Source organism: Apibacter sp. B3706 (genome assembly GCF_011082725.1).
Lineage (GTDB): Bacteria > Bacteroidota > Bacteroidia > Flavobacteriales > Weeksellaceae > Apibacter.
This window is the reverse complement of sequence record NZ_CP049715.1, coordinates 228,046-254,940: the sequence shown is the minus strand read 5'-3', so window position 1 is coordinate 254,940 and position 26,895 is coordinate 228,046. Positions and strand designations below refer to the sequence as shown.

Below are 26,895 nucleotides of genomic sequence, written 5' to 3'. Positions count from 1 at the left end.
ATAAATGGAGAGTGTTTTATAGTGAGGTAAAATCAAAATGAACATGAATGCAAAAAAAATAAAAATAACTATAAGAGCTATATCATATATAGCTATTGTTATTATTCAGCTATATATGATGTAACTAATTTATACTAACTAAAAGATAAATTTTATTTTTTGCTTTTATAAAGAACCGGATTTAATTCATCATCATTGTACATCTTCATTTGTTTATATACTTTCATATACTTTTTCCCGGCTAAGTAGTCTTCTAAAAGTTCTTCTATTGCAGTAGACAGATCCACATACTGTTGTTGTAAAACGTCTAATTTTTTCTGACAGCTTTCTTTGTGTTCTTGCCCTGCATCCGGACGTTCAACCTCAGCTTTCATATGATAAATCTTTAAAGATAAAATCGATAAACGATCTATCGCCCAAGCCGGACTTTCCGTATTTATTTTTGCATCGGGAAGAATTTGAACGTCCTTATATTTATTTAAAAACCAGCTGTCCAAATTTTCTACCCGATCAGTCCTTTCTTGATTAGATTTGTCAATCCACCTTTTTAATCGTAAGGCTTCAATCGGATCAATATTTTCATCTCTAATTAGGTCTTCCAAATGCCATTGAACGGTATCAATCCAATTTTTTAAATACAATAAATGTTCAAGGCTATCTTGAGGATATGGATTGTTAATTTTCTGGTTTACATCATCTTTTACATGATAATCCTGAATACTTTGATTAAATATTTTCCAGGCTTTTTCTGTAAATTTCATGTTGTTATTTATTATTTTACTAATAATTAATTCGTGATTAGTTTTCTTCTTTGGAATTGGTTGATGATTGAGAATCTTTTTTCTTTTCATCATCTGACTTAGTAGCATCTTTAAACTCCTTCAAACCTGTTCCTAAACCTCTCATCAATTCAGGAATTTTTTTCCCACCAAACAATAATAATACTACAATCAATATTATTACTATAGACATAGGATGTTCAAATAATCTCATAATTTTTTTGATTTGTTTCAAAGTTAATGAATTTTTGAAAATTCTTAACTTCAATAATACATTTTCTATAAATAACTTACATACCGGATAACCAGTTGGATGGATTTTGAGGAACAGTACCTTTCCATACCTGGAACCCTAAAAGGGTGGTATTCGTATCGTCTGTGTAAATTTTACCTAACGCTTGACCTGTTTTTACTTTGTCTCCTACGGAAACAATAACGGTTGAAAGGTTTGAATATAAGGTAAAATAATTTCCATGACTGATCAATACAGCTTTCCCTCCTCCGGGAACTATCAAAATTCTGCTTACCGATCCGTTAAATACGGATTTAGCCAAACTACCCGGTGCAGCAGCTATCTCAACGCCTTGATGCTCTACATAAATATTCGGTACTACCGGATGTGGCGTTCTACCAAATCCGGAAACCACTGTTCCTGCAACCGGCCAAGGAAGTGAGTTTTTATTGGCTTCAAAATTTCTAGACAGTGTTTCTGAAGCACTCGTATTTATGTTAGGAATATCTAAGGACTTCTTCTTTGCAACTGCTTTTTCTTCTGCAATTTTTGCATCTTGTGCTTTTTGGGATGCTAATTTTTCGGCTGCCGCCTTTTCTGCAGCTGCCTTTTCTGCAGCTTTTCTAGCGTCGTCCGCCCTTTTTGCTGCTGCTTTATCATTAGCCTCTTTTTCAGCTGCTAATTTAGCGGCTAAGGCTTGTTCTGCTGCTTTTTTAGCTGCAGCCGCTTTTTGCGCAGCCATTTTTTCTGCCGCCATATGAGCCTCCATTGCTTTTTTAGCTCGTTCTTCTTCTATTGTTTTTTTTCGTAATCTTTCTGCTTCTTCTGCCTTTCTTCTTTCTTCAGCCTCTTTCGCCTTAACGACTCTAAGCTCTTCTGCAATAATTGCTTGAACCTGTCTTTCCAAAGCCTTTCTTTGTGATTGCTTTTGCTTTATTTTTTCAGCTAAATCACCTTGCTCCTTCATATATCGCTCAACTAAAATTTCTTTTTCTTTCTTTTCTGTGTTTAGTTGATTAATTTGGGCTTGTTGTTGAGCCAAAACCACTAATTTTTCTTTTTTTGCGGCTTCTCTTAATTCGATGGTATGTAAAATTTGCTGTTGTTTTTCATTAATTTCAGCAACTTTTTCATCTTGGAATTCCGAATATTTCTGTAAATATTTTATGCGTCGAAAAGCTTGGGATATGTTTTCTGACGATAAAATGAATAAAATCTTATTTTGAACGGATTTATTTTTATAGGATCGTATCAATACATCTGCATAATCTTCTCTCAGCTTTTTTAATTCTCTTCGTAATTTATTAACTGCTAATTGATTTAAATATATTTCTTCATCTAATACTCTGGCTTCTTTCCGTGTGGTGTTGATCAATTTTGCCCGTACGCTGATTTTTTTATTAAGATTCGCAATATATGTAATAGATGTTTTCGATTCATTTTTACTTGAAATCAAAGCCTTGTTTAGTTCGGCAATCTCTTGTTTTAACTGAGCACTCTGTTTTTGAAGGTCTTCTTTCTTATAGGGTAACTGACTATAGATAAATATAGTTAGTAAAAGAAAGAAAAATGTATATATTTTTTTATTAATAGCCATTAATTAATTTTTCTTTGCGAATATCCCTTTGGAATTTCAAAAGGCGTTTCCATATTAACGAACTCAAATTTATTATAATTCAATGTAATTTTAATCTCTTTTTCTCCTTTTATGAAAATTTTAATATTTCTTGGCAAAATTTTATTCTCAATATTTATATAATCATCATAATCTATCTGTAAATACGTATTTTTTGATGGATCATCCATACGTATCTGTTTCAAATTAAAATTGGAATCGAAGGTAAGTCTTCTTGAAAAATTTCTTGCATCTTTACCGCTGCCTACTTTCATAGTTTTTTTGGAAGTAAGTATATAATAATTATTCTCAATTGAAAAATTAAAATCGTTGATATCTAAAGGAAAAAATAATTTACCTATCAATAAATCTTCAATATTTTTATAGGTTAAAAAATCAACTTTTAAAAGATTATTTAAATAATCAAAATTTGAATCAACATATGTTTTTCCTAATCTTTCGTACATCTTAAATCCTTCCGGATAAATGGAAGCTCTTGCTAAAGGAAGAATTAAAGATGCGTTAGCCCAAATTTGATTTCCTTTATCGATATATAGGGTTAAGGCTACCGAAGGATATGAATTTCCCGATTCTATATCTGCATTGGCTTTTATCTTTAAAGTAGTAAAATCGACAGGTTGAGCAATAGTTTTAATTAAATTTTCAACACTTGCATTTTCATACTTAATTTCTTTTTCATTGATGGATATTTCTTTTTGGGTTTTACATGAAAATATCAATGCAGAAGCCAAGAATAGAATCAGTAATTTTTTCATATCTTTTATTTAGTTTCCAATACACTAAAGTCACCTAAGCTTAATGATCGAGAGACCCCAATATACTTAGCCGAATTACCAATCATTGAATTGGTAAGATTTCCATGACTGATTTGAGTGTTTTCTTGTATCAACGAATTTTCTATATTACTTTTATTAATTTTAGTTCCATTGCCTAAAGAAACATTGGGACCTATTTTTGAGTTAATTATTTCTACATTTTCACCGATGAAACACGGTGGAATAATTAAACTGTTTTCAATTTTAGCACTTTCAGGATATAAAGCTAATTCATCTTTTTCATAATTTAAAATTTTAGAATTAGTTTCTACCGTTACATCCTTGTTTCCACAATCCATCCAGTCATCTACTTTTCCGAGTGTAAATTTAGCACCTTTATCTCTTAGAATATCTAAAGCATTGGTCAGCTGATATTCATTAGCAACTTTAATATCGTTATCAATCAGATAATTTATTTCATTCATTAATTTATCTGCATCCTTGAAATAATAAATACCAATAATTGCTAAATCGGAGACAAACTCTTTGGGTTTTTCAACGATTCCTTTTATAATACCGTATTCATCTAATTTCACCACTCCAAAAGCACTCGGATCTTCCACTTTTTTAACCCATATTACTCCATCTGAATTTTTATCTAATTGAAAATCTGCTTTAAATAAAGTATCCGCAAATGCAATTATAATGGGGCCTTTCATACTTTCTTTCGCACAATGAATGGCATGTGCCGTTCCTAAGGGACATAATTGATGATAGATAGTACCTTTAGCTCCTAATTTTTCAGCAATATCTATCAATTGATTTTCCGTTTCTTGTCCAAAATCGCCTATTATAAATGCTATTTCTTCTATTTTATCATCCACTACTTTAGCGATGTCTTCAACTAATCTTTGAACGATGGGTTTTCCTGCAATAGGTATCAATGGTTTTGGAATAGTCAATGTATGCGGCCTTAACCTTGACCCTTTACCGGCCATTGGAACAATAATTCTCATAATTTATCTAATTAAAATGTTCTTAAAAAGTTTTTTTAGTATTACTAATTTTATTTGATTCCTGAACTTCCATATCCCCCTGCACCTCTCACCGTTTCACTCAATTCTTCCACTTCTTCCCAAACTATTGTTTCATGTTTTGCTATCACTAATTGCGCTATCCTCTCTCCATCATTTATAATAAAATCTTCTTTAGAAAGATTTACTAAAATTACCCCTAATTCACCTCTATAGTCAGCATCTATAGTTCCCGGAGAATTAGGACAACCAATTCCGTGTTTAATGGCTAATCCACTTCTTGGACGGATTTGCCCTTCATATCCGGGAGGTATTTCAATGTATAGTCCTGTAGGTATTATTTTTCTTTCCAAAGGCTTTAATAATACAGAAGCTTCCAAGTTTGCTCTTAGATCCATTCCTGCGGAAAAGGCAGTTTTGTATTCGGGCAGCTCATGCTTTGATTTATTTATAATTTTAATTTTCATTATAATTATCCCTATTTTTATTACTTTACAAAATAATAATAAAATTCACAAATTACAAAAAATAACTTAAATTATCTAATTACTTATTTAAAGGATAGCCATTTTAAATTTATACATAAATAGGAATGTAATATAATAATATACATTTAGCAAAGATATCCTCTTACATACTATATAAAAACACTAACTTTACAACTTTATAATAATTATAATTTTCTTATAATGAAAGAAATGTTTATTAAAGACCTTACTTCTCGTTATAATTATAAGGGAGAGAAAATAATGCTTGGAAAAGCTATGTTAGATGGCCAAATAGTACCGGAAGTTGAAATATCAGTTCCTTTAAAAATGATAAACCGACACGGTTTAATTGCGGGTGCTACGGGCACCGGAAAAACCAAAACTCTTCAGGTATTGGCCGAGCAACTTTCTCTTAAAGGTGTTCCAACCTTATTAATGGATATTAAAGGGGATTTAAGCGGTATTGCAAAAGCCGGTGATCCTAATAACCCAAAAATACTGGAACGTTATAAAAAATTAGGTTTATCTTACCATACGCAAGGTTTCCCAGTGGAATTACTAACTATTTCACAAGAAAAGGGAGTCAAACTCAGAGCTACGATTACTGAATTTGGTCCTATATTATTAAGTAAAATCCTTGAACTTAATGATGTTCAAACCAGTATCATGTCAATACTTTTTAAATATTGTGATGATAAAAAACTTCCCTTACTTGATCTTGACGATTTACGAAAAGTTTTACAATTTGTCTCCGACAATGATCAAGGTAAATCGGAATTAGCTCAAAATTACGGTTCAATTGCTCCCAGCTCTTTAGGTTCAATTTTAAGAAAGATTGTTTCTTTAGAACAACAAGGCGCCGGTCGTTTTTTTGGAGAACCCAGCTTTAATACAGACGATTTATTGGAAGTTAGAAACGGGTTGGGAGTTGTGAGTATTATTCGTTTAACAGATATTCAAAATCAACCCCAATTTTTTTCAACTTTTATGTTGAGCTTATTGTCTGAAATATATCAGACCTTTCCTGAGGTAGGTGATCTTGACAAACCTAAACTTGCCATTTTTATAGACGAGGCCCATCTTATATTTAATGAGGCTTCTAAAGCTTTACTTAATCAGATTGAAACTATGGTTAAGCTTATACGTTCCAAAGGTATTGGATTATATTTCTGCACCCAGGTTCCGGGAGATGTTCCCGATGGCGTTTTAAGTCAGTTAGGATTAAAGATACAACATGCTTTGCGAGGCTTTACCGCAAAGGACAAAAAAGAGATAAACAAAGCGGTAGAAAATTATCCGACTTCTACGTATTATAAAGCCAATGATCTGATACAACAATTAGGTATAGGAGAAGCATTTGTAACTTCATTAGATGAAAAAGGAATCCCTACTCCTTTGGCAGATACATTCATGATCTCACCGAGTTCTCGTATGGATGTACTTACTTCCGATGAAATTGATGAGATTGTAAATAATTCAGACTTGGTTAAAAAATATGCGGAAAATATTAATAAAGAAAGTGCTTATGAAATTCTTAGTGAAAGAATGAATGCCGTTTCTGATGATAAAAATTCTACAACTACAGAAACTCAAACGAACAAAAAAGGAAATACAACTACTCAAAAATCCGAACCCTCTTTATTTGAAAAAATAATGAATTCACCATTTGTTAGAGATATCGGAAGAACATTTGTACGAGAAGGGTCAAAAATGTTTTTCGGAGCTTTAGGGATAAAAAAAAATACAAGAAGAAAAAATTAATTTTTGACGAGTATAGATATTTTTATATGGACTATGCAATTTTAGATGTGGAAACCAGCGGTGGTAAATTTAATGAAGAAAGTTTAATTGAAATCGCCATATATAGATTCGATGGAGAAAAAATTACAGATTCTTTTAGCTCTTTAGTCAACCCTGAAAAGGAAATACATTTTTATGTTCAAAAGCTCACGGGCATTACGCAAAAAATGGTAAAAACTTCACCCAAATTTTATGAATTGGCAAAGCGAATTGTTGAAATCACGGATGATGCCATTCTTGTTGGACATAATATTAGTTTCGATTATCGTGTAATACGCAGTGAATTCTCTCGTTTAGGATATGATTATCAACGCCCCACCCTGGATACTATCACATTAAGCCGAAATCTAATTCCGGGTATGACCTCCTATTCTTTAGGTAAACTTTGTGATTCGCTGGGAATTCCTGTAAGCGATAGACACAGAGCTCATGGAGATGCTCGCGCTACCGTTAAATTATTTCAGCTTTTATTAGCTAAAGATTTACATAAAAATATTATTGGATCATCCATAAAGCATAGCAACTACCAATCTTTAAATAAAAAAATACTTTCTTTTTTAGAAAAGCTTCCCCTTGAAACCGGAGTTTTTTATTTTCATGATGAAAATGACAAAATTATATACATCGATAAAGGTTTAGATATTTCTACTAAAGCCAGACAGATTTTAACTTCAAAAAGTAAAAGGTCAAGAATTTTACAAGTTAAAACCAAAGAAATCAGTTTTGAGCTTACCGGAAATGAAATTATTGCGAACATAAAGGCTTTAAATGAAATTAAAATTAATCGCCCCCTTTATAAGCCTACTAAAGAAAATTATACTACTATATTCGGTATTTTCTTTACGCCACCCACTTTAAGCATTGATTTAATCAATTTTAAAAATAAAAAATATGCTTTATTCGCTTTTGAAACCTTAGATAAAGCCGAAGATGCATTACTTTCTTTACAAAAAAAAATAGACAGTGGTGTAAATATACTTTCAGAAATAAATTTTCAAGAAGATACGTATATTTTATTAACAGATAAGGGAAGAACATTAGGTGAAAAATCTTTTTTGTTTTTTGAAAACGGTCATTTTAAAGGATACGGTTTTTATTCTCTGCACACACAAATAAAAAATGTAGAACAAATAAAAAAAATTATGGTACCATCCACCATAAATGCTGAAATTTTACTTCAAATACGTAATAAATTTTTCATTTTAAATAAGTTACAAAAATTTGTTATTTCAGAACCCAACCTTTTCAGTTAAATTCAATTTAAACATTTTTTTTAAAAAAAGTTTATCATTCTATTTTTCTATAAGGTGTGTATTACGAATTAATTAATTATTTTATAATATAATCAGTTCTTATTATGAGAAAAAGAAATTTATTACCAATAGATTCTTATTTTTGTAATTATATATACTAAAAAAAGATGAAAGGGATACTTTTGGTCAATCTGGGATCACCAAAAACTCCATCAGAACAAGATGTTCGAGTTTATTTGCGTGAGTTCCTAATGGACAAACGGGTAATTGATGCGCCGTGGTTAATTCGTAAATTCATTGTGGAATGCATGATCTTACCTAAAAGACCTAAAGAATCTGCTCATGCCTATCAAAATATTTGGTGGAAGGAAGGCTCTCCTTTAGTTGTAATTTCAAAAAGAATTACTCAACTATTGCAAAAAAAGTTAAAATATCCCATTGCATTAGCGATGAGATATCAAGAACCTTCCATTCAAAATGGTCTGCTCGAATTAAAAAATCAAGGAGTTTCAGAAGTTTTGGTTATTCCATTATACCCTCAATATGCAATGAGCACAACTGAAACTGTAGTAGAAAAGACTAAAGAAATTCAAAAAAAGTATTACCCGGATATATCAATGAGCTTTCTACCTCCTTTTTATAATGATGAAGAATATTTAGAGGTTTTAAGCAATTCTATAAAAAAACAGCTGCCCGAATCCTACGATTTGATTTTATTCAGTTATCACGGTCTTCCAGAACGTCATATTTACAAAACCGATCCGACTAAGCAGTGCCGAATTGACGATACTTGTTGTTTCGAAAAAGGATTGGCATCTCATCCCTACTGCTACCGACATCAATGCTATTACGTTACCGAAAAAGTTCGCCAAAAATTAGGTTTAGATACATCTAAAATCAGGCAAACCTTTCAATCCAGATTAGGCAGAGATCCCTGGCTAAAACCTTATACTGATAAAACTTTGGAATCTCTTCCTTCTGAAGGGGTATCTAAAATAGCGGTTGTGGCACCTGCTTTTGTATCCGATTGTCTTGAAACTTTGGAAGAACTTGCGATAACGGATAAAAAATTATTTATGGATTGCGGTGGCAAAGAATTTCATTATATAAAATGCCTGAATGAAGATGAGAATTGGATTAATTGGTTACAAGAAAAAATTAACAGTTTTTTATATCAATCTTAATCAATGGTTTATCCAATAGAAAATTTAAATTATAAAATTCTTTACTACTTTTGTTTTAATATTCAATTGTTTTGAAAAGGTTAATTAAGAATATATTACTTCAGATATCCAAAGTATCTTTTCCCGTTCTATATGGTATCTCAACATTTTTATATTTTATCATTTATTATATCATTGGTTATAGAAAAAAAATTGTCAGAAATAATCTCTTAATTGCTTTTCCTGATAAAACCAAGGAAGAAAGATTGAAAATTCAAAAACAGTTTTACAGAAATTTTATGGATTTTATGATTGAACTGATTAAAACATTTTCGATGAAGGAGGAAGATTATGATGAGAGAATCAAATTTGTAAATTTGGAAGTTTCGCAACAATGCCATAAAGAAAAAAAAGATATCATTATGCTTATCGGACATATGTTCAATTGGGAGTGGTTAACAGGAATTTCCATGGATTTAAGTCAGAAGCATTCATATGCTGTATATAAAAAAGTGGCAAATAATTTTTTTGATCAGGAAGTACATGAATCGCGCGCCAGGTTTGGAACTGTTCCTCTTTCGGTTAAAGAGGTGGTAAGATCCATGATTAAATTGCCTAATGACGGTTCTCATGTATTTTTGTTTGTTGCAGATCAAAGCCCTTTTAAAAGTAGAATTCATTATGAATTAAATTTTTTTAATCGAATAACTCCCGCTTTTAATGGATATGATAAAATTGCTCGAAAAAAAGATTATGCGATTGTGTATGTTGATATGGTTAAGGTGAAAAGAGGAAAATATGAAGCTCATTTGAAACGTATTCTTCCTGATGGCGACCAATTCAGGGAAAACGAAATTGTCGAAAAATTTTACTCTGAATTAGAACAAAATATAAAATCCAATCCAAGTCTTTGGCTTTGGTCTCATAAAAGATGGAAATACACAAGCGGAATAGATTATCAACTTTAGCAATTGCTATACTTAACTATAATGGAATTGGCTGGTTTGAGAAATTTTTACAAAAGGTAATCGATTACAGTCCGGGCTCATCTATATATGTAATTGATAATGCCTCAACGGATGATTCTATATATTACTTGCAAAAAAATTTTCCGTCGGTAAAAATCATACAAAACAATAAAAATTATGGTTATGCGGGTGGATATAATGAAGGTTTAAAATTTATTTCGGAAGATATTTATTGTTTATTAAATTCTGATGTGCAAGTTACTGAAAACTGGACAGTACCCATTTTAAAATTATTTCAAGACAATTCGAATATTTCAGCTATTCAGCCTAAAATTAGAAGTTACAAGGAAAAAGATCATTTTGAATTTGCAGGAGCTGCAGGTGGTTTTATAGATAATTTAGGTTATCTGTTTTGTCGTGGAAGAGTTTTTTTCAATCTCGAAAAAGATACGGGACAATATAATGATAACTGCGAAATATTTTGGGCAACCGGAGCTTGTTTATTTATAAGAAGGGAGGATTTTTGGGAAAATGAAGGATTCGATTCCGATTTTTTTGCTCATATGGAAGAGATTGATCTTTGCTGGAGATTAAAAAATAAAGGTAAAATTATTTATTATTGTTCTGAGTCTACGGTATATCATGTGGGTGGTGGCACTTTGGATGTTTACAATCCTGAAAAGACTTATCTTAATTTCAGGAATAATCTTTTGATGCTTATTAAGAATTTACCGTCCGATCAAGTGGTATGGATTATTTTATTCCGGTTGTTATTAGATGGATTGGCAGGAATTAGATTTCTTTTTTCAAATGGTTGGAAACATTGTTGGGCTATCGTTCGGGCTCATTTTGCTGTTTATCGAATGTTGCCTAAATTTTTAAAAAAACGTAAAGCCGGAATCAAAAATTATTATAACAAAAAATACATTATATTTCAATACTTTGTTGAAAAAAGGAATACGTACACGCGCTTAAAATAAATTCTTATTAATTTATTTAGCTATCTACTTTTTTATAACTTTACAAACTGTATATTTTTATAAAACTATGGAATTAGCAAGAATACAACAACTTGAAAATTTAGCCAAAGAATTTGGCACTCCTCTTTATGTTTATGATGCCGATATAATTAAAAATCAATATAACAGGCTAGTTAAAGCATTTAAAAGCGTTAAAAAAGTCAAGTTAAATTATGCGTGTAAAGCTAATACCAATCTTAATATTTTAAAATTCATTAAAAGTATTGGTTCCGGATTGGACACTGTATCCATACAAGAAGTTCAGTTGGGTTTAAGAGCCGGATTCGAACCAAAAGAAATTATTTACACTCCCAACGGGGTTTCTTTTCAAGAGATTAAACAAGCCGTTCAGTTAGGCGTTCGTATCAATATTGATAATCTTTCGATTTTAGAAACTTTTGGTCATGAAATAAAAAATTATCCTGTTTGCATTCGAATTAATCCTCACATTATGGCAGGTGGAAACACTAAAATTTCAACCGGCCATATTGATTCGAAATTTGGAATTTCTATTCATCAGCTTCCTCATGTTTTGCGAATCGTAAATAATACGGGAATCAAAGTGGAAGGAGTACACATGCACACAGGTTCCGATATACTTGATGTGGAAGTTTTTCTTAAAGGAGCTGAAATACTTTTTAATGTTGCTAAGGAATTTCATGATCTAGATTATATTGATTTCGGAAGCGGATTTAAAGTTGCTTATAAGGAAGGAGATCATGAAACCGATATTAATTATTTGGGTAAAAAATTGGGAGAGCGTTTAAATGAGTTTCAAAAAACATATCCTCATGAATTGACCCTTATGTTTGAGCCGGGTAAATTTTTAGTTAGTCAATCCGGATTTTTTATTGTTTCAGTAAATGTAATCAAGCAAACTACTTCAACTGTTTTTGCTGAAGTTGACAGCGGTTTTAATCATTTGATACGCCCTATGTTTTATAATGCTCACCATACCATTACTAATCTTTCCAATCCTGAAGGAAGACACCGATTTTATACTGTGGTAGGCTATATTTGTGAAACCGATACTTTTGGAACGAATCGAAAGATAAGCGAAATACACGAAGGTGATTTGCTTTGTTTCCAAAATGCAGGGGCTTATTGTTTCTCCATGTCCTCCAATTATAACTCAAGATTGAAACCTGCTGAGGTTTTATTAATAAACGGTAAACCTCACTTAATCAGACGAAGAGAAAATTTAGACGATTTATTAACTACTACGGAGGAAATTTCTATTTAAAAAATTTGGAAAAAGAAAAAAGGTTTGTATATTTGCAACCGTTAAAAATAACCTACCTATAAGGTAGCCGGAGAGATGGCAGAGTGGTCGATTGCGGCGGTCTTGAAAACCGTTGACTGTAACAGGTCCGGGGGTTCGAATCCCTCTCTCTCCGCTAATAAACCCGCTTAAATAGCGGGTTTTCTTGTTTTTACGCGGTTTATAGCTCTTTTTTACGTTTTTTTACCTGTGCCATATTCTGTCATATTCTGCCATTTTTTTGTTACACTTTTTTAAATTTGTAACAAAAATTTTGTAACAACTTGTAATATAAAATAGATTAACTCATATTAGTTACAAAAAAGGGCATTTACAGAGTTATATTTTCCTTTTAAATCGCTAACTACTAATTCTATCCATTTATTTACACTATTAAAGTCAGTCATAAATCCTTAAATATATTAAGCTTGATGCTAGATTTTCAACCAAAAGTATATTATTATCTAAATTTTACGGATTTATTTTACAATAAAATATATTTTTAAATAAATTATTTTAATGCATAAGATTATTCCATCATAAAACAATCGTTACATTAATTTTAAATGAAATTAAAAATATTTACTATTGATATGTTTATTCTTGATTTTTCTTATTTATTTTATTATTCAACAGTAGTCTTTTACATGTAAAACCTATTACAATAACTAATATATATATAATTATTCCATAATTTGAAAATACATATTGTATATGTTCCCCTCGTTGTGAATTAACCTGTTTTACTTTAGTTTCTTTTATTTGGTTTACTTTTTTCGACATATGCATAATCTGCCTCATAAATTTGATCAGCGGAGTTATTAGGATCATTGGGTTGATAACTTTCTTTGAATTTATTTTTTTTCTTTTCAAATAATCCGTTAGCCCGGTAGCAGCAGCAAAGGCATCGTAATTAATTCCTGCTTTTTTACCTCCAATATATTTATAAACACGTTTATTATACTCAGGATCAGTTGAGATTTCTTTCCTAAATCTTTTTAAATCATAACCTTTTTGCGGACCATTTAAATAAATGTATAAATCGAATATTATATTTATCATTCATTTTATTTTCTTTGAATTGATAATTATTTAATTTAAAAAATCTCAATACATTTATATCTAAACATATTTAATTCAAATTTTAAAATATAAAAATATTGAGATTTAAAATCAAATACCTTTTTATAAATTTAGATTTGGAAATATCACAATAAAAATTTTCTTATTAATTGATTGATTTCTTATTTTTCCAATGTAAATATCTAACGGTGTGACCAACAATAATAGCTTCCTTGTTGTGCACAATTTCGGCATTGGTACCCGTCTTTTTTTATTTTAATACATTGACCGTACTGGCAATTTCTTTCTTGTGATATCTTTTCTGAATTTGTAAATGAAGTTAGAAAGCTCACAGCTGTTAAAGTAAAAGATGTAATAATTAATAATTTTTTCATGATTATAGTTATTTAAGGACTTCAAACTCAAAAGTCAATTTTTTTAATAAAAATAAGCTGTGAGTTTGTAGTCTCTTAATTGTAATCTGAAAGAACCTAAAATAAATGAACAAGTATTTTTCCTCCATTGGATATTTGCCATCGTTTCTACTTATTATCATATATATTTAAATTTGGTAGAATTCAGATAACAAAATAAAAAGCTAACAGCTTAATCTTAATCTATAAACTTCCTCAAAATTACAAATAAAATAAAATGTGTAATTATAATTATTTTTAATTAACTGAATAAATAATTAATTATTATTATCAAGTGAAATTTATTAAATAATGAATATAAATATTGATCTAATATATATTAATATTATTAATATCACACATTATCGCACGATTCCTAGTGAACATCTATGGAAACATCAGATGTGATTAAAAACTACTCTTAAAATTGTTGAAATTGCAAACTTAGAATCAAAAGTAAAAGTAACATAAAGCTAATTATCTAATTTAAGAATTATATTTATTTTCTTTTAAATCAGAATTTCTTTCTAAATTTTAATTTTTTTATTGAGTTTAAATACATAAAACTATTACAATAATTCAGTAACCTTTTACTAAAAATATTATTTTAGTTAATCAAACGGAAACTTAAAAAACTATACTGTTTTACATGGTTTCAAACGATTTATTCTCTTGACTGAGAATTAATTCCGTTGGTTTGAGCTGTTTCTATAGCCCAAGCAATTGCATTTGCGGTAAAAATTGAATTATATATAGTATGAATAGGCCCTCCTATATTAACATTCCCATAATTAGGCTTGGGTATTGGATAATAAGGATATGTATAATCGTTAATTGTAACTTTATCTATTAACATAGGATATTTATAAGAACTTGCATCATTTCCATTCATTTTATTGGGATAATTAGTTAGTGACGAATTAAATCCTCCATCTCCAACAAAGATTAAATTATATTTTTTATGTTTAAATGCAGAAATTCTTCCATCTTCAGTTCCTGAAAATATTTCAAGATCTTCTATAGGCAATGATTCTAAAACTACTGTTTGACTAGCATCATCACCCCATTTTTTTCCTCGTATGTCTCCAAAAGGACCATTTAAAACAGAACTATCTGCGTCTGTAAAATCCCATACAATACCATTTCCTTTTTGATCAGTATACAATGAGCCTTTGATCGCCAAATCAGGATATAAAGCTTTAAAAAAACGTTCTACACGACTTTGATCTTCTATAAAAAGAAGCACAATCCCTTTTCTTTTAAGATACTCTACATAAATTGGAGCTGATTTAAGCGTGATTTCAGATGTTTGCCCGGTAATAAGTATATCCGGTGGATTATCCCCCAGCAACAAATTTTCTAACTCTGTTTCTTTGGGAGAATCTAATATATTTTTATTATCAATCCATCCTTTAAATTTAACTATACTGTTTGGTGAAGGACCAAAATTTTCGGAACTATTTACCATTAAAGATAAATTACCACCATATGGACCGGTTGACAAAGCATTATATACTCCCGCACCGGTAGCATATAATTTCACATAATCATAATAATAAGTCATGGGTACCGATGCTGAACAACTGGTTGATAATTCACTGTTAGAATATATAGTTAACTCTTTGGGTGAATAACCTTCCGGAATTCCATATCCTTTCAGCTTTACCGTTTGAGTTATTATATTATTATTGTTCTGCTGATCTCCTTCTAATGTTAAATTTTCAGTCTTAAAACCAATACCATCAACAATATTTGTATATAAAGATAATGGAGCTCCAATGTTAATCGGATTAAAACCTATGGTTACTTCAATATAATTATTAGGCGATAATTGAGATCCACTTGTATAAGATCCCTTAACGGATATAGAAGAACAATCTAAATTATATGCCGATTTCATTACCCGCTGTTTTACAATGACATTAAATTTACATGAATTAACTTCATTTATTTCCTGAGTTGTTAAAGTAAATTCATCTCCTGAATTATTTTCAGGGGTAAAATCTATAGGAGTACCATATCCCGGAATTTCAATTGTGTAAGTCCCTGTTGAAAGAAATTCTCCTGATTTAGAAAAAAAATACCTGTTATCCGGAGAAGAAACAGCACTAATTGTATAGGGCCCCGGTTTAGTAACATGCACCGTTACAGCGATTTTATTTTCCGCGGTAAGAGCTTCATCGTTAACATAATTTCCTAATACTTTAATAGTGGAACAATCTATGCTGAAATCAGCATTTAACTTATTACCGCAAATACTTATCCATCTCGCTTCGATCTTATTCCAGTAATTAAAGCAGTTTTCAGTTGTATTAAATATCAACAAACCATTTTTGCTAACAGCGGTTTCAATAGAATCTCTTTGTTTCTGACTTAGTCTTGGTATTAAAATTCCCTTGTTATTTTTAGGGGAAGAGATATCTAACATGGTTTGGGGATCCGGAAATTCATTTCCGATTCCTACTTGCGCATTAAGTGTGTAAATAAATAATAAGAAAATAATCAAATAGTTAGGCTTGCTCATAATCAAATTTTAGTAGTTATAGTATTATTATTAATTGTATTTTTTAAAATTATAAAATTTTTCACAATTAATTAGCCTTTTATACCTAAAATTTTGAAGATTTCTTAAATTTCTTATATAAAAATTATAAATTATTAATTAGGTTCGTAAAAATTTTAACCCTTTACTTCTTGATAGCTAAAACGTTAAATGTTTAAATAAGAACCATAAAATAATTTATGTAATTAAAATTTATAAAGAACAAAAATGTTTAATTAATAATCAATAGACAATTTATCGGTTATTTAAAATCGATGAATTTTTTTAAATCTACTCTATATAATATACCTATTAGATTTAGTCGGAAATTTTTTAAAACTTACCATCTATTGATTTCAATTTGCAGAATATATTATGTTTTTTTAAGCATTATATGATTTAATATAAAAAATTCCAATTCTAATTTAGTATACATCAAGCTAAACCCGGATAATCTGCTACTAAATTTAAAATAGGTTTTATTTTTTATACCAAGAAAAAAGATATTTTTAAATAGATGGAAGAACAATAATTTATTTTTCCATTAAGAAATTACAAATTTTATCAAATGTAAAGGTAAAACATTCATCAACTTCATCTGAGATTTCTTTTCCACAAGGAAATGGGTCTTCGTGAATATATGTGTATGGATAATCCATTAATTCAATTTTTACCGGAATATCTCTTGCCGTTCCTTGCAATGTATTCATAATTTCGTAGGAAGGGATCACTTCATCTTTAGCCAAAGTAATTACATAAAATTGATCGCTGATTTTTCTAAATGTTTCTTCCCTTTCTTTAATTAGGTTTTTATAACAAAGCATACTCCTGAAATTAGGCCCCTCCGGTTCAGTATACATATAGTGTCGAAGAATCTCGTCTCTTTTCATATGACTTTCCATATGTTCAACAATAAAGGAATATAACCCAACTCCGGCTTCACTATCCAAAATAAATTTGGAAACGGGTGTTAATCGGTTAAATACGGCACCTCCACAAAAAATGGCACATTTGGTATCTGAGAAATAACCGTTTCTGTTACTCATTTTTAAAACTTCAGCTAAAAAAGCACCAATGGAATAGGCAAAAAAGTCAATTTTAGCATCTTTATCAATTGCCGGATGTAGATCTTCTTTAATATCTTCAACAAAATCAATAACATCGTAATAGGATTGTAAACCCGACCAAATAAACCTTTGAGGTTTATTATTTATACGTGTACTTATTGCTACATTTGAAAGGCTGGAACATATAAGTATGGGAATTCTTTTTTTTCGTTCCTCACTTACCCGATACATTTCTCTGGAATTACTCCACAACAAGGGAGCCCTATTCATATGAAATGCCATTGGAAATAAAACAATAGCTTTTCCGGTTTTTTCTGCTAAATAGGTTGCCCAGGGTAAATACTTACTCCAATACTTTTCATTAAACCCATGAAATAGAATAATTATTTCTTTTGCCTTTTTTTCTTTTTTAGGCATTATTATATGATAACGAAAATCAATATTCTCGGATATATCTGCATCTTTTTTATTAAGCATCTTTTGTATGACATCCGGATCATGATCGTTAATTGGATTACTTAAGAACTCATAATCATCATTATTACCTAAACCACCTGGAAGTATAAATCGATAATTTGATTTAAATGAAAAGTTTCTAATAACCAAATTCTCGTCTATTTCAATTTCATCCGCTGTATAATTTTCAATTTTCTTTAAATAATTAAACAAGTCTAAATATTTCATTTATATGTTAAAATTTGTAGTTAGGTATTGACTCACAAATAATTATACTATTATTAGGTATTTTAGGCTACAATTATAATAATTTTTCTGAATATATATAGGATATAAACCCATATTTTTTCGCAATAATAAAGATAATTTAATCTTATTATTAAAAAAAATATTCGCAGATGATTCAATATTTTCTTAAAAACAAAAAATACATTATAAATATAAATTTAGCCAATTAGTTAAATTATAATCATTTTTTTTAAATTAATTTTACAAATAATTAGCAATGGCATAAAATTTGATGTTAAATTACCCTTAATAATATGTTAATATATGCGTTCTTTTAATAAAACTCAGCTAAATAAATTAAAAAATAACTTATTAGAAGACTATATTTGCAAAAATTTTAATAATTAAATATTTTAAAATGTTTATAAATTCTAAAGGATGTTATATACCTACTAAGAGAGTTACTAATAGTTATTTTGCAAAACTTAATGATTTATCCGAAGATTGGTATTTTAAGAGGACCGGGATTTTGACCCGAGCCAGAGCTTCAGAAGAAGAAACTATAGACTACATGAGCATTAAAGCCGTTGAAGATGCTGTTAAAAATTTGCCTTACGACATTAGTGAAGTAGATTTAATTGTATTTGCTTCTTATACACCCAATGATACGGTGGGTACTACAGCTCATATTATTCAAAAAGAGTTTAACATCAACAATGCCAAAGCTTTTTATGTATCTTCTGCATGTTCTTCTGCCATCAATGGTATGGAAATTATTAATTCTTTTTTTAAAAGCAAAATATCTTCAAAAGCATTATTAATAAGTGCTGATAGAAACTCCAGCTATTCAGATGATAAAGACATTCAATCCGGACATTTATGGGGGGATGCTGCCGTTGCTCTATTTTTTTCCTCAGAACCTATGCGTCCAAATGAAGCTGAAGTTTTAGATATTAATACACTTGGTCTTGGTAATATAGGCTATGGACCTAAAGCGGTTACTATGGAGCCTAAAAATGGTTTACATATGCCTTATGGTAAAGATGTATTTACTCAAGCGTGTATATATTTAACAAAGCTAACAGATGCTATAATCAAGAAAAATGGTTATACGATATCTGATCTAACTTATTTTATCGGTCATCAAGCAAATAAAAGAATTTTAAATAATGTATGTCATGAATTAGGGTTAGCTGAAAATAAATCGCTTACAAATGTGGAAGAATTAGGCAATACAGGGTGTGCAAGTGCCCCTTTGGTTTTTGCTCAGAATTATGATATTTTTAAAGAAGGTGATCTTGTATGTCTTTCCGTTTTTGGAGGCGGCTATTCTTGCGGTACATGCTTAATTAAATTTAATTAAAAAACTAACTGATATTAATTTTTAAGTTCTTACCATTTCAAATTTCATTGCTATAAGAATCATAAAATTTTAATATCTTGTTTATTCAGAATGTATTACAATACATTCTTAAAATTTTATTTTGCTAATTTTTAACTATACAAAATGTAAACTATTGTATAGTCGGGTATTGTTTTTTATAATTTTAAAGTGTTGTTCTTTATTAATAAACAGTTCTATGAATTCTAGTAAGAAATAATTTTAAAACACATATCTATATTAAACATATAATGTAGTTTATAAATCCGTTTTAGAAACTTTTAGTAATCATGCTAAAAGATTTACAAAACTTATAGAGATCTTTTTATAGATTTTAAATAATTATCTTTTGTTAACTACTTCATAAGTAAGATTAACTAATCATATGTATACTTTTATAAAAGACAGTTAACATTTATATGTGTATTTTCAATTAAATAGTATACTAATATTGATAAATTTTAAACAAGATCTTTATTGGACGATAATGCAAATATTTATTTTTAATAAAATTCTATGAAGCTAGTATAAATATTAATTTTTACCGTTTGGATTTTTCAAATGCCTCACAAATTACTTGATGAATTAAAGGCATATACTCAGCCATATGAAAAATGGCATGTAAATCATCCAATTCCAACACCTTTAAAGACTCACCAAATACTTTTTTATAACATTCCGGATAAAGAACTTCATCATTTTTAGAGATAATAAGATGTATATTTTTGTTTAAAATATTTTCAGAAGTAGCCGAAAATATTTTTTCTTTCATTTCGGGAGGAATCCGTTTTTGATCTTTAATTTGTTCCGAAGAGAAAACAGGATTAGTCATAACATAATGAATATCTTTAAAGAAATTTACCAAATTCCAAGCAAGATTTGCCCCCATACTGTCTGCCATAATAATTTTATCTCCTTTATCTTCCTCGAAAATTTTTGCTTTTTCTTCTAAAAATTTGGGAATGTCCATAAATTCATCCCATTCCCAATATATAAGACTAAATTCTTTACTATTGCGATAAAAATTTTGTAAGCAATTGAATTTTTTTCCTGAAGTTTGATATCCGTGAAGAAAATATATTTTTTTCATTTGTAATTTTAGCTTGCCTAGTAGCTATTTAGATAATTATATTTATATAGGCCTATGCAATATCAATTGCGAACTTAATAATCTTATAAACCTCTCTGTTAGTTCATTATAAATTTCATTAAGCTTTTACCCTATTTTAAAATTGACATCTGTAAACCTAATCAAATTTATTAAATTTGTCAATAATATAAAATTAAAAATTATATTATTACATTTATCGTAACTGAAACAGAAATAATTTAAAAAGAACTCATTGTATAAGAAGTTATTTAGTCAGACATTAATATATGGATTAAGCAATGTTTTAGTCCGGGTATTTCCATTTATCCTTACTCCAATGTTAGTGCGAGCTTTCGGTCCGTCTAAATATTCAATATATGCTGATTTTTATTCAGCCGCGGGTATACTTTCTGTTTTACTTACCCATGGAATGGAAACTACTTTCTTTCGTTTTTTTCAAAAATTTAAAGACCACGAAAAAAGACAAAATGCAGTTTATTTTACTTCATTTACATCTGTTTGCATTGTTTCTCTCTTATTCTTAGTGTTTGGCATACTTGCCAGACACCCCTTAGCCTCAGCATTTAAACACCCTGATGAGGTAATTTTTTTAGTATGGTTTCTATTTATTCTTGCTGCTGATGCTATTTCAGCTGTTCCTTTTGCAAAACTCAGGATTCAAAACAGATCATTATATTTTGCTTCTTTAAAAATACTGAATTCAGTAACCATGTTCTTTTCCACAATTATATTAATATTTTGGATTCCTAAACAAATTGAAAATGGTGGAATTGGCGCTGTTTTTTTTAGTAAGATTTACAATTTTGATTATGGAATAGGTTATGCTTTTGCTGCAAACTTATTTGCAAGTATTATTACATTCTTTGCTTTAATTCCCACGATGCTTGATGGTAAATATGCTTTTGAATTTTCTTTATGGAAAAAGATGTTAAAATATGCATGGCCAATTACCATTGCCGGTCTAGCCGGAATTATTAATGAAACCATGGATCGACAATTTATTAAATATATCCTTCCGGAAGGCATTGCCGAAGTTCAAATGGGTATTTACAGCGCTGTATACAAAATTGCTACTTTTATAACGTTGTTTAAGACTGCTTACCTGTTGGGTGTTGAGCCTTTCTTTTTTTCTCACGCTGACGACAAAAATTCAGGAAAAACGTATGCTACTTTAATGAAGTATTATGCTATATTTAGTGCCTTTATTTTATTATTCTTAGTAGCCAACTTAGATTGGATCGGTCGTCTTTATATTAGAAACACCGACTATTGGAGCGGCTTCCAGGTTGTACCAGTTCTATTAATAGGGTCTACGTTTCTGGGAATATATCTCAATTTATCCATTTGGTATAAATTATCTGACAATACTCATTATGGTGCAATTATATCGGGAATTGGCGCGTTTATAACTGTTGCTTTAAATTTTATTGGATTGAAATATACGGATCTTGGCTATTGGGCGTGCGCAATTGCAACTTTTGTTTCATACTTAACCATGATGCTTATATCCTATTTTTGGGGACAAAAAGAGTATCCCATACCCTACAATTACCGAAAACTGATTTTTTATATAGGTGGAAGTTCATTGTTAAGCTTTATTGCCTATTATTGCAGCAATCGCATGGCAGTAAGAATTGGGGTTGGTAATATTTTATTTTTTATTTTCTTATACCTGACTTTAAAAATTGAATATAGGGATGTAAAAATTTTTAAGAAAAAACTCGTACAACTGAAAAAACGCAAAAAGAACTAATTTTCAGAAGTTTTTACTACATTCAGTTTTTTCTCATAATAGAAATCATCGTTTTCAAATATTCATCTTTCTATATCCCTACTATCTCTTACATATAACCAAGAACAACGTTGATTGTTAATCATACTTTTTTAAAAGACAAAAAATTTTAAAGTAAAAAATTCAATTTTATTATTTTATATCATTATGAATAATAAATAAATTTTTATGAAATAAATTTATAATTTCTAATTATTGTTTAACCCTTTATTTAACGTACTTTAACCATAGAATATTTAAATAAATATATTCATTTATTCTATTAATTATAATAATTAAATATATAAATAAATATTTATAATAGCATATTAAAATAAATTTACTATATTTGCATTAATATTTATTTTATCTTATAATTATAATTTTGAGCATTCACAGATAGATATTCTTTCTATGCTGTGAAAACAAATAAAGCGGTCATTGTATGGCCGCTTTAAATTTTTAAAAAGTTTAATGCTGTGCTCAATTGTAATAAATCATATGCATTATAATAAGATCTAATCAAAATTAAATTTCTTACCAAGTCATCATTGGTAACAGTTAAACGATTTCTTTGTATAAGTGGCCTTACTTGATCATCAATATTTGGAAATTCTAAGGTAATTAATACTAAATATCTTTTTCTTATTTTAAGAATCCATTTAGCAATAGGAATTATATCATTATTAAATTTACTCGAAATCATTTATTTTGAATTACTTTTTATTTACTACCTTTATTATATAACAAATAAATATAGCATGGTACTATCAAGACAAAGTTTATTTCGCAAAATAGATAATTCGCCATTGATTGTATTCCGTATACTATTTGGATTTTTGCTATTGACGGAAACTTGGGGGGCAATTTTAACAGGTTGGGTAAATATCAATTTAATTACTCCTAAAGTCTTTTTCCCGTTTATTGGTTTTACTTGGCTCCACCCTCTACCGGGATATGGTATGTATCTTTATTTTATTTGTTTAGGTATATTGGGACTTTTGGTTATGATAGGTTATAGATATCGTTTAAGTCTTTCATGCTTTACTATATTGTGGACGGCTCAATATTTAATGCAAAAAACTGCCTATAATAATCATTATTATTTTTTAATTCTAATATGTATTATTATGCTCTTTTTACCTGCGAATGCTTATTATTCTTTGGACTCAAGAAGAAATAAAAATATAAGGTCATTGACCATGCCTCAATGGTGCTCATTCGTTTTATTATTTCAAATATCCATTTTATATTTTTTTGCGTGTATTGCCAAACTTTATCCTGATTGGTTAGATGGAACCTTTACGCGTTTATTATATTCCAATAAAACAAATATCCCTTTGATCGGCCAATTTTTTACCCAAAAATGGTTTTATATTTCTATAGCTTATCTTGGAATTTTATTTGACGGATTGGTTGTTCCTTTAATGCTTTGGAAAAAAACCCGAACGTTAGCCTTAATTGCCTGTTTAATTTTTCATCTTGCTAATTCGTTTATTCTAAACGTAGGAATTTTCCCCTATTTTGCCTTAAGCTTTACCGTTTTTTTCTATCCTCCGGAAACCATCCGTAAAATATTTTTCAAAAAGCGTCCAAATCTTTCTTTCGAAGAAAATAAATATAATTACTCTAATAAAAAAACAGTGTATTTTCTCTTAGTAATTTATTTCACCATTCAATTGATTTTGCCAATACGCCATTATTTCATTAAAGGAAATGTATTTTGGACTGAAGAGGGGCATCGGTTAAGTTGGAGAATGATGCTGAGACAACGTAATGGGTCAACACATTTTACTGTTATTGATAAAAAAACTAAAAAAATTCTACCGTTTCGTATGCAGGATATATTTACTGATAAACAAATACTTAGAATCAATTGTTACCCTGACTTTATATGGCAAGCAGCTCAATATGTAAAAGAGGATTTCAAATTGCGTCATATAGATGTAGAAATTTATGCCGATACTCAAGTATCCGTGAATGCTCATCCCTATAAGAGGTTTATTGACCCAAAAATTGATTTAGCAGATGTAAGCTGGGATTATTTTAAGCATTCCGATTGGATTCTTTTATACGATGATTACAGAAAATAGATTTTTTATTAAATTTAACAGTCTAGTGCTAAATAAAATTGAAGCTTACTATTTGTATTGTTTAATATTGTAAAAATAAATTAAATCATATCATTACTTTTTTTGAGATACTATAATCCCAAAAACACCCGTTATTATGAGGAGAATACCAACTAACATCATGGAGGAAAAGGGTTCTGAAAACACTACTACTCCTATAATAACAGCGGTAATGGGCTCAAATGCGCCTAAAACTGAGGTAAGAGTAGATCCTATTCTTCTAACTGCCTCAACTAAAGTTATAATTGATACTATAGTGGGAATTAAAGCTAATAATGTTATATTTAGAACACATGAAGTATCTTTTACCGGAAACCATTGAAAAGAACCGGTCAATAAACAGAATATAAGAAGATAAACCACGCCAATAACTTGAATATAAAAGGTATATCTAAGCACCGGCATATCTTTTACCGTTGATTTAACGGATAATACCAGGAAAAATGCATAAAATATTGCTGCTGAAAGAGCAAACACAATTCCTTTGAAATTGATGTGACCAATTCCTTCTCCCAAAGATAAAAGTGCAACACCAACTACAGCCAATAGTATTGAAATAAAACCTTTAACGGAAATTTTTTCACGAAAAAAGATTCCCATAATGATGGTAACAAAAACAGGATATAAAAAATGGACGGTAGTGGTAACTCCTCCTCCTAAATACGTATAGGATAGAAAGAAAAAGAGTGAACAAGTATTACAAAGTAAACTTAGAACTGTTAATGCTTTAAATTCTTTCAAGGAAACTGAAAAATGTACTTTTTTTATTTTCATCAGTATTGCGACAGCAATACATGCTAATAAAAATCGATAAAACAAAACAGTATCAAAATTCAATCCTTTTTTCATTAAAGGAATGCTAAATAAAGGAATTAATCCATAGGTCATGGATGAAATAATTGCGCTCAATGATCCTTTAAAAAAGGATCCTTTTCCATATTTCCCAACCAGTGCTTTTGACTTTCTTGGTAAGCGTAATAATATATACCTTGCTGCCCTCATTTTTAGTGCAAAATTTGCTGCAAATGTATTTCTTATATTTCACAAAAAAAACTAGATTATTCAAAAAATAATCTAGTTTACATATGTTTTAATTTTTTTAGACTATCAAATGCCGATTAAATAATTATTCGACTAATGGACAAAGCATTGGATCGTTTTTAGCATCAAAATTATCTGTTAAAGATAATATGAAAGTATAATTTTTATTTCTCTCATCATCCCAATTTGAAGTTAATCCTATAATATATTTATTATCATTTAAAGTTTGAAAAGAAATGATATTATTATATTTAAATTTCCTATAACTATCAAACCATAAAAAATTTCCATTTTCATCAATTCTAAATAAACATAAAACATCTCTACCCACGGAAGTTGCAAATTCATAAATTCTGCCCCCAAAGATATATCCACCATTTTCCGCTTCGATAATTCCATAAGCAATTTCATTAATTGGCTTATCTTTACCTATATCAAACCCATACAGTTTACTGTATAAAATTGCACCTTTTTCATTTACTTTTGTTATTCTTATATCAGAATGTATTACATATTTTTCCGTAGTCGCTATTATATAATTTCCTAATTTATCTTGAATAAAATTGCCTAATTTATAATCAGAATTTGCAAAAATATTACTCACTAATTTTTTTTTCCAAGTTATTTTACCTTCATCATTAAACTTAACCAGATTCCATTTTTTTTCACCTATTTCATTAATGTCATAGGCTAATACAATATATTGGTAATCTATTGTGTTTATAACATCCACCATCTTTTGGTTATTAAATTGGGACATTGATATTTTCCATTGCTCTTCTCCATTTTCATTTAATTTATATATCCAATTATTTTCTTTATTATATTTTCCTAATAGAATATAACCTCCTTTATTAGCTGATATTAATTTTGAAGATTTTCCTACATTTTTCTTCCATAATATATCACCAGAATTATTAATTTTAACTAACTGATGTTGATTATTACCTAAATTTTTTGTTAATATTAAGAAGCCCGAATTTCCTTCTGCTATGTATTTTCCAATTATACTATCTTTTATTCCATCGGTTAAAATTTTTGACCATATAGTTTTCCCGTTTTGATCTAATTCTGCACTCCATAATCGATTCTTGTAATTAATTTCTTCACCTTTTTCCTCATTTACTTCCAATATTGGACAAAAGAAACCTGTTAAAACAAAACTTCCATTTTTAGTTTTTATTAGTGAGGATATTTCAAAATTTTCAAAAGAATTTTTTTCTACTAATGTTGGAAATTGCGCCGATAAATTAGTTATAAATAAAATACTTATTATTATAATTATATTTTTCATTTTATATTT

The 26,895-nt window shown here is 29.3% G+C and carries 23 protein-coding genes and 1 tRNA gene; 10 read left to right on the top strand and 14 right to left on the bottom strand.

The genetic code is table 11. The features are described from left to right. Positions 1–152 precede the first annotated feature (152 nt). From G8C41_RS01115 to dut, 6 genes are all read right to left on the bottom strand, one after another. Entirely contained in the window at positions 153–761 is a 609-nt protein-coding gene (locus tag G8C41_RS01115) for a DUF4254 domain-containing protein (RefSeq protein WP_166005865.1), read from the bottom strand. A 37-nt stretch (positions 762–798) separates the two neighbouring features. Continuing rightward, on the bottom strand, positions 799–993 hold the full coding sequence (gene tatA, locus G8C41_RS01110; RefSeq protein WP_160564305.1) for a twin-arginine translocase TatA/TatE family subunit: 195 nt from the start codon (positions 991–993) through the stop codon (positions 799–801). Positions 994–1,069: 76 nt separating this feature from the next. Further along, positions 1,070–2,608, bottom strand: coding sequence for a murein hydrolase activator EnvC family protein (locus G8C41_RS01105; protein ID WP_166005864.1), 1,539 nt, complete (start codon positions 2,606–2,608; stop codon positions 1,070–1,072). Beyond that, a complete protein-coding gene (locus tag G8C41_RS01100) occupies positions 2,608–3,402 on the bottom strand; it encodes a DUF4292 domain-containing protein (RefSeq protein ID WP_166005863.1) in 795 nt (264 codons plus the stop codon). Before G8C41_RS01100 ends, G8C41_RS01105 begins: the two co-directional genes overlap by 1 nt. Positions 3,403–3,407: 5 nt before the next feature. Then, complete coding sequence (locus G8C41_RS01095) at positions 3,408–4,418, bottom strand: sugar phosphate nucleotidyltransferase (RefSeq protein ID WP_160557065.1); 1,011 nt, start codon at positions 4,416–4,418, stop codon at positions 3,408–3,410. Between the two features lie 50 nt (positions 4,419–4,468). Continuing rightward, entirely contained in the window at positions 4,469–4,903 is a 435-nt protein-coding gene (dut, locus tag G8C41_RS01090; protein ID WP_166005862.1) for a dUTP diphosphatase, read from the bottom strand. A gap of 222 nt (positions 4,904–5,125) precedes the next feature. On the opposite strand from dut, the gene G8C41_RS01085 reads away from it, so the two are divergent. The 7 genes from G8C41_RS01085 (at position 5,126) to G8C41_RS01055 (ending at position 12,524) form a co-directional block, all read left to right on the top strand. Continuing rightward, positions 5,126–6,685 (top strand): helicase HerA-like domain-containing protein, encoded by a 1,560-nt coding sequence (locus G8C41_RS01085; RefSeq protein ID WP_166005861.1) that lies wholly within the window; start codon positions 5,126–5,128, stop codon positions 6,683–6,685. A gap of 26 nt (positions 6,686–6,711) precedes the next feature. Continuing rightward, entirely contained in the window at positions 6,712–7,977 is a 1,266-nt protein-coding gene (locus G8C41_RS01080) for an exonuclease domain-containing protein (protein WP_160557062.1), read from the top strand. Positions 7,978–8,144: 167 nt separating this feature from the next. Next, positions 8,145–9,161 carry a ferrochelatase gene (gene hemH, locus G8C41_RS01075; RefSeq protein ID WP_166005860.1) on the top strand — a complete coding sequence of 339 codons (1,017 nt, stop codon included), beginning with the start codon at positions 8,145–8,147 and terminating at the stop codon, positions 9,159–9,161. Between the two features lie 71 nt (positions 9,162–9,232). Further along, the gene (locus tag G8C41_RS01070) at positions 9,233–10,108 is read left to right on the top strand and encodes a lysophospholipid acyltransferase family protein (protein WP_166005859.1); all 876 of its coding nucleotides are present in this window, start codon (positions 9,233–9,235) and stop codon (positions 10,106–10,108) included. Continuing rightward, positions 10,072–11,088, top strand: coding sequence for a glycosyltransferase family 2 protein (locus G8C41_RS01065; RefSeq protein ID WP_166005858.1), 1,017 nt, complete (start codon positions 10,072–10,074; stop codon positions 11,086–11,088). Before G8C41_RS01070 ends, G8C41_RS01065 begins: the two co-directional genes overlap by 37 nt. Positions 11,089–11,155: 67 nt before the next feature. Beyond that, entirely contained in the window at positions 11,156–12,370 is a 1,215-nt protein-coding gene (lysA, locus tag G8C41_RS01060) for a diaminopimelate decarboxylase (protein ID WP_166005857.1), read from the top strand. 69 nt (positions 12,371–12,439) lie between these two features. Beyond that, a tRNA-Ser gene (locus G8C41_RS01055) sits at positions 12,440–12,524 on the top strand. A gap of 461 nt (positions 12,525–12,985) precedes the next feature. Here G8C41_RS01055 and G8C41_RS01050 read toward each other — a convergent pair. The 4 genes from G8C41_RS01050 to G8C41_RS01035 all read right to left on the bottom strand — a co-directional run bounded on the left by G8C41_RS01050 (position 12,986) and on the right by G8C41_RS01035 (position 18,156). Further along, positions 12,986–13,450 (bottom strand): hypothetical protein, encoded by a 465-nt coding sequence (locus tag G8C41_RS01050; protein WP_166005856.1) that lies wholly within the window; start codon positions 13,448–13,450, stop codon positions 12,986–12,988. Between the two features lie 203 nt (positions 13,451–13,653). Beyond that, positions 13,654–13,845, bottom strand: a complete 192-nt coding sequence (locus G8C41_RS01045; RefSeq protein WP_166005855.1) for a hypothetical protein — start codon at positions 13,843–13,845, stop codon at positions 13,654–13,656. 682 nt (positions 13,846–14,527) lie between these two features. After that, positions 14,528–16,387: a hypothetical protein gene (locus G8C41_RS01040; RefSeq protein ID WP_166005854.1), complete on the bottom strand. Its 1,860-nt coding sequence runs from the start codon at positions 16,385–16,387 to the stop codon at positions 14,528–14,530. 551 nt (positions 16,388–16,938) lie between these two features. After that, positions 16,939–18,156 (bottom strand): DUF6051 family protein, encoded by a 1,218-nt coding sequence (locus tag G8C41_RS01035; RefSeq protein WP_166005853.1) that lies wholly within the window; start codon positions 18,154–18,156, stop codon positions 16,939–16,941. 418 nt (positions 18,157–18,574) lie between these two features. Here G8C41_RS01035 and G8C41_RS01030 point away from each other — a divergent pair, with 418 nt between their 5' ends. Further along, the gene (locus tag G8C41_RS01030) at positions 18,575–19,519 is read left to right on the top strand and encodes a 3-oxoacyl-ACP synthase III family protein (RefSeq protein ID WP_105296627.1); all 945 of its coding nucleotides are present in this window, start codon (positions 18,575–18,577) and stop codon (positions 19,517–19,519) included. Positions 19,520–20,078: 559 nt separating this feature from the next. Here G8C41_RS01030 and G8C41_RS01025 read toward each other — a convergent pair. After that, complete coding sequence (locus G8C41_RS01025) at positions 20,079–20,627, bottom strand: hypothetical protein (RefSeq protein WP_166005852.1); 549 nt, start codon at positions 20,625–20,627, stop codon at positions 20,079–20,081. Between the two features lie 253 nt (positions 20,628–20,880). On the opposite strand from G8C41_RS01025, the gene G8C41_RS01020 reads away from it, so the two are divergent. After that, positions 20,881–22,401 carry a lipopolysaccharide biosynthesis protein gene (locus tag G8C41_RS01020; protein ID WP_166005851.1) on the top strand — a complete coding sequence of 507 codons (1,521 nt, stop codon included), beginning with the start codon at positions 20,881–20,883 and terminating at the stop codon, positions 22,399–22,401. A gap of 472 nt (positions 22,402–22,873) precedes the next feature. On the opposite strand, the gene G8C41_RS01015 is transcribed toward G8C41_RS01020, so the two are convergent. After that, the gene (locus tag G8C41_RS01015) at positions 22,874–23,125 is read right to left on the bottom strand and encodes a hypothetical protein (protein WP_166005850.1); all 252 of its coding nucleotides are present in this window, start codon (positions 23,123–23,125) and stop codon (positions 22,874–22,876) included. A 55-nt stretch (positions 23,126–23,180) separates the two neighbouring features. Here G8C41_RS01015 and G8C41_RS01010 point away from each other — a divergent pair, with 55 nt between their 5' ends. Then, positions 23,181–24,512 carry an HTTM domain-containing protein gene (locus G8C41_RS01010; protein ID WP_166005849.1) on the top strand — a complete coding sequence of 444 codons (1,332 nt, stop codon included), beginning with the start codon at positions 23,181–23,183 and terminating at the stop codon, positions 24,510–24,512. A gap of 93 nt (positions 24,513–24,605) precedes the next feature. Here G8C41_RS01010 and G8C41_RS01005 read toward each other — a convergent pair whose 3' ends face one another. Next, entirely contained in the window at positions 24,606–25,553 is a 948-nt protein-coding gene (locus G8C41_RS01005) for a DMT family transporter (protein ID WP_166005848.1), read from the bottom strand. Between the two features lie 124 nt (positions 25,554–25,677). After that, complete coding sequence (locus G8C41_RS01000; RefSeq protein ID WP_166005847.1) at positions 25,678–26,886, bottom strand: hypothetical protein; 1,209 nt, start codon at positions 26,884–26,886, stop codon at positions 25,678–25,680. Positions 26,887–26,895 lie beyond the last annotated feature (9 nt).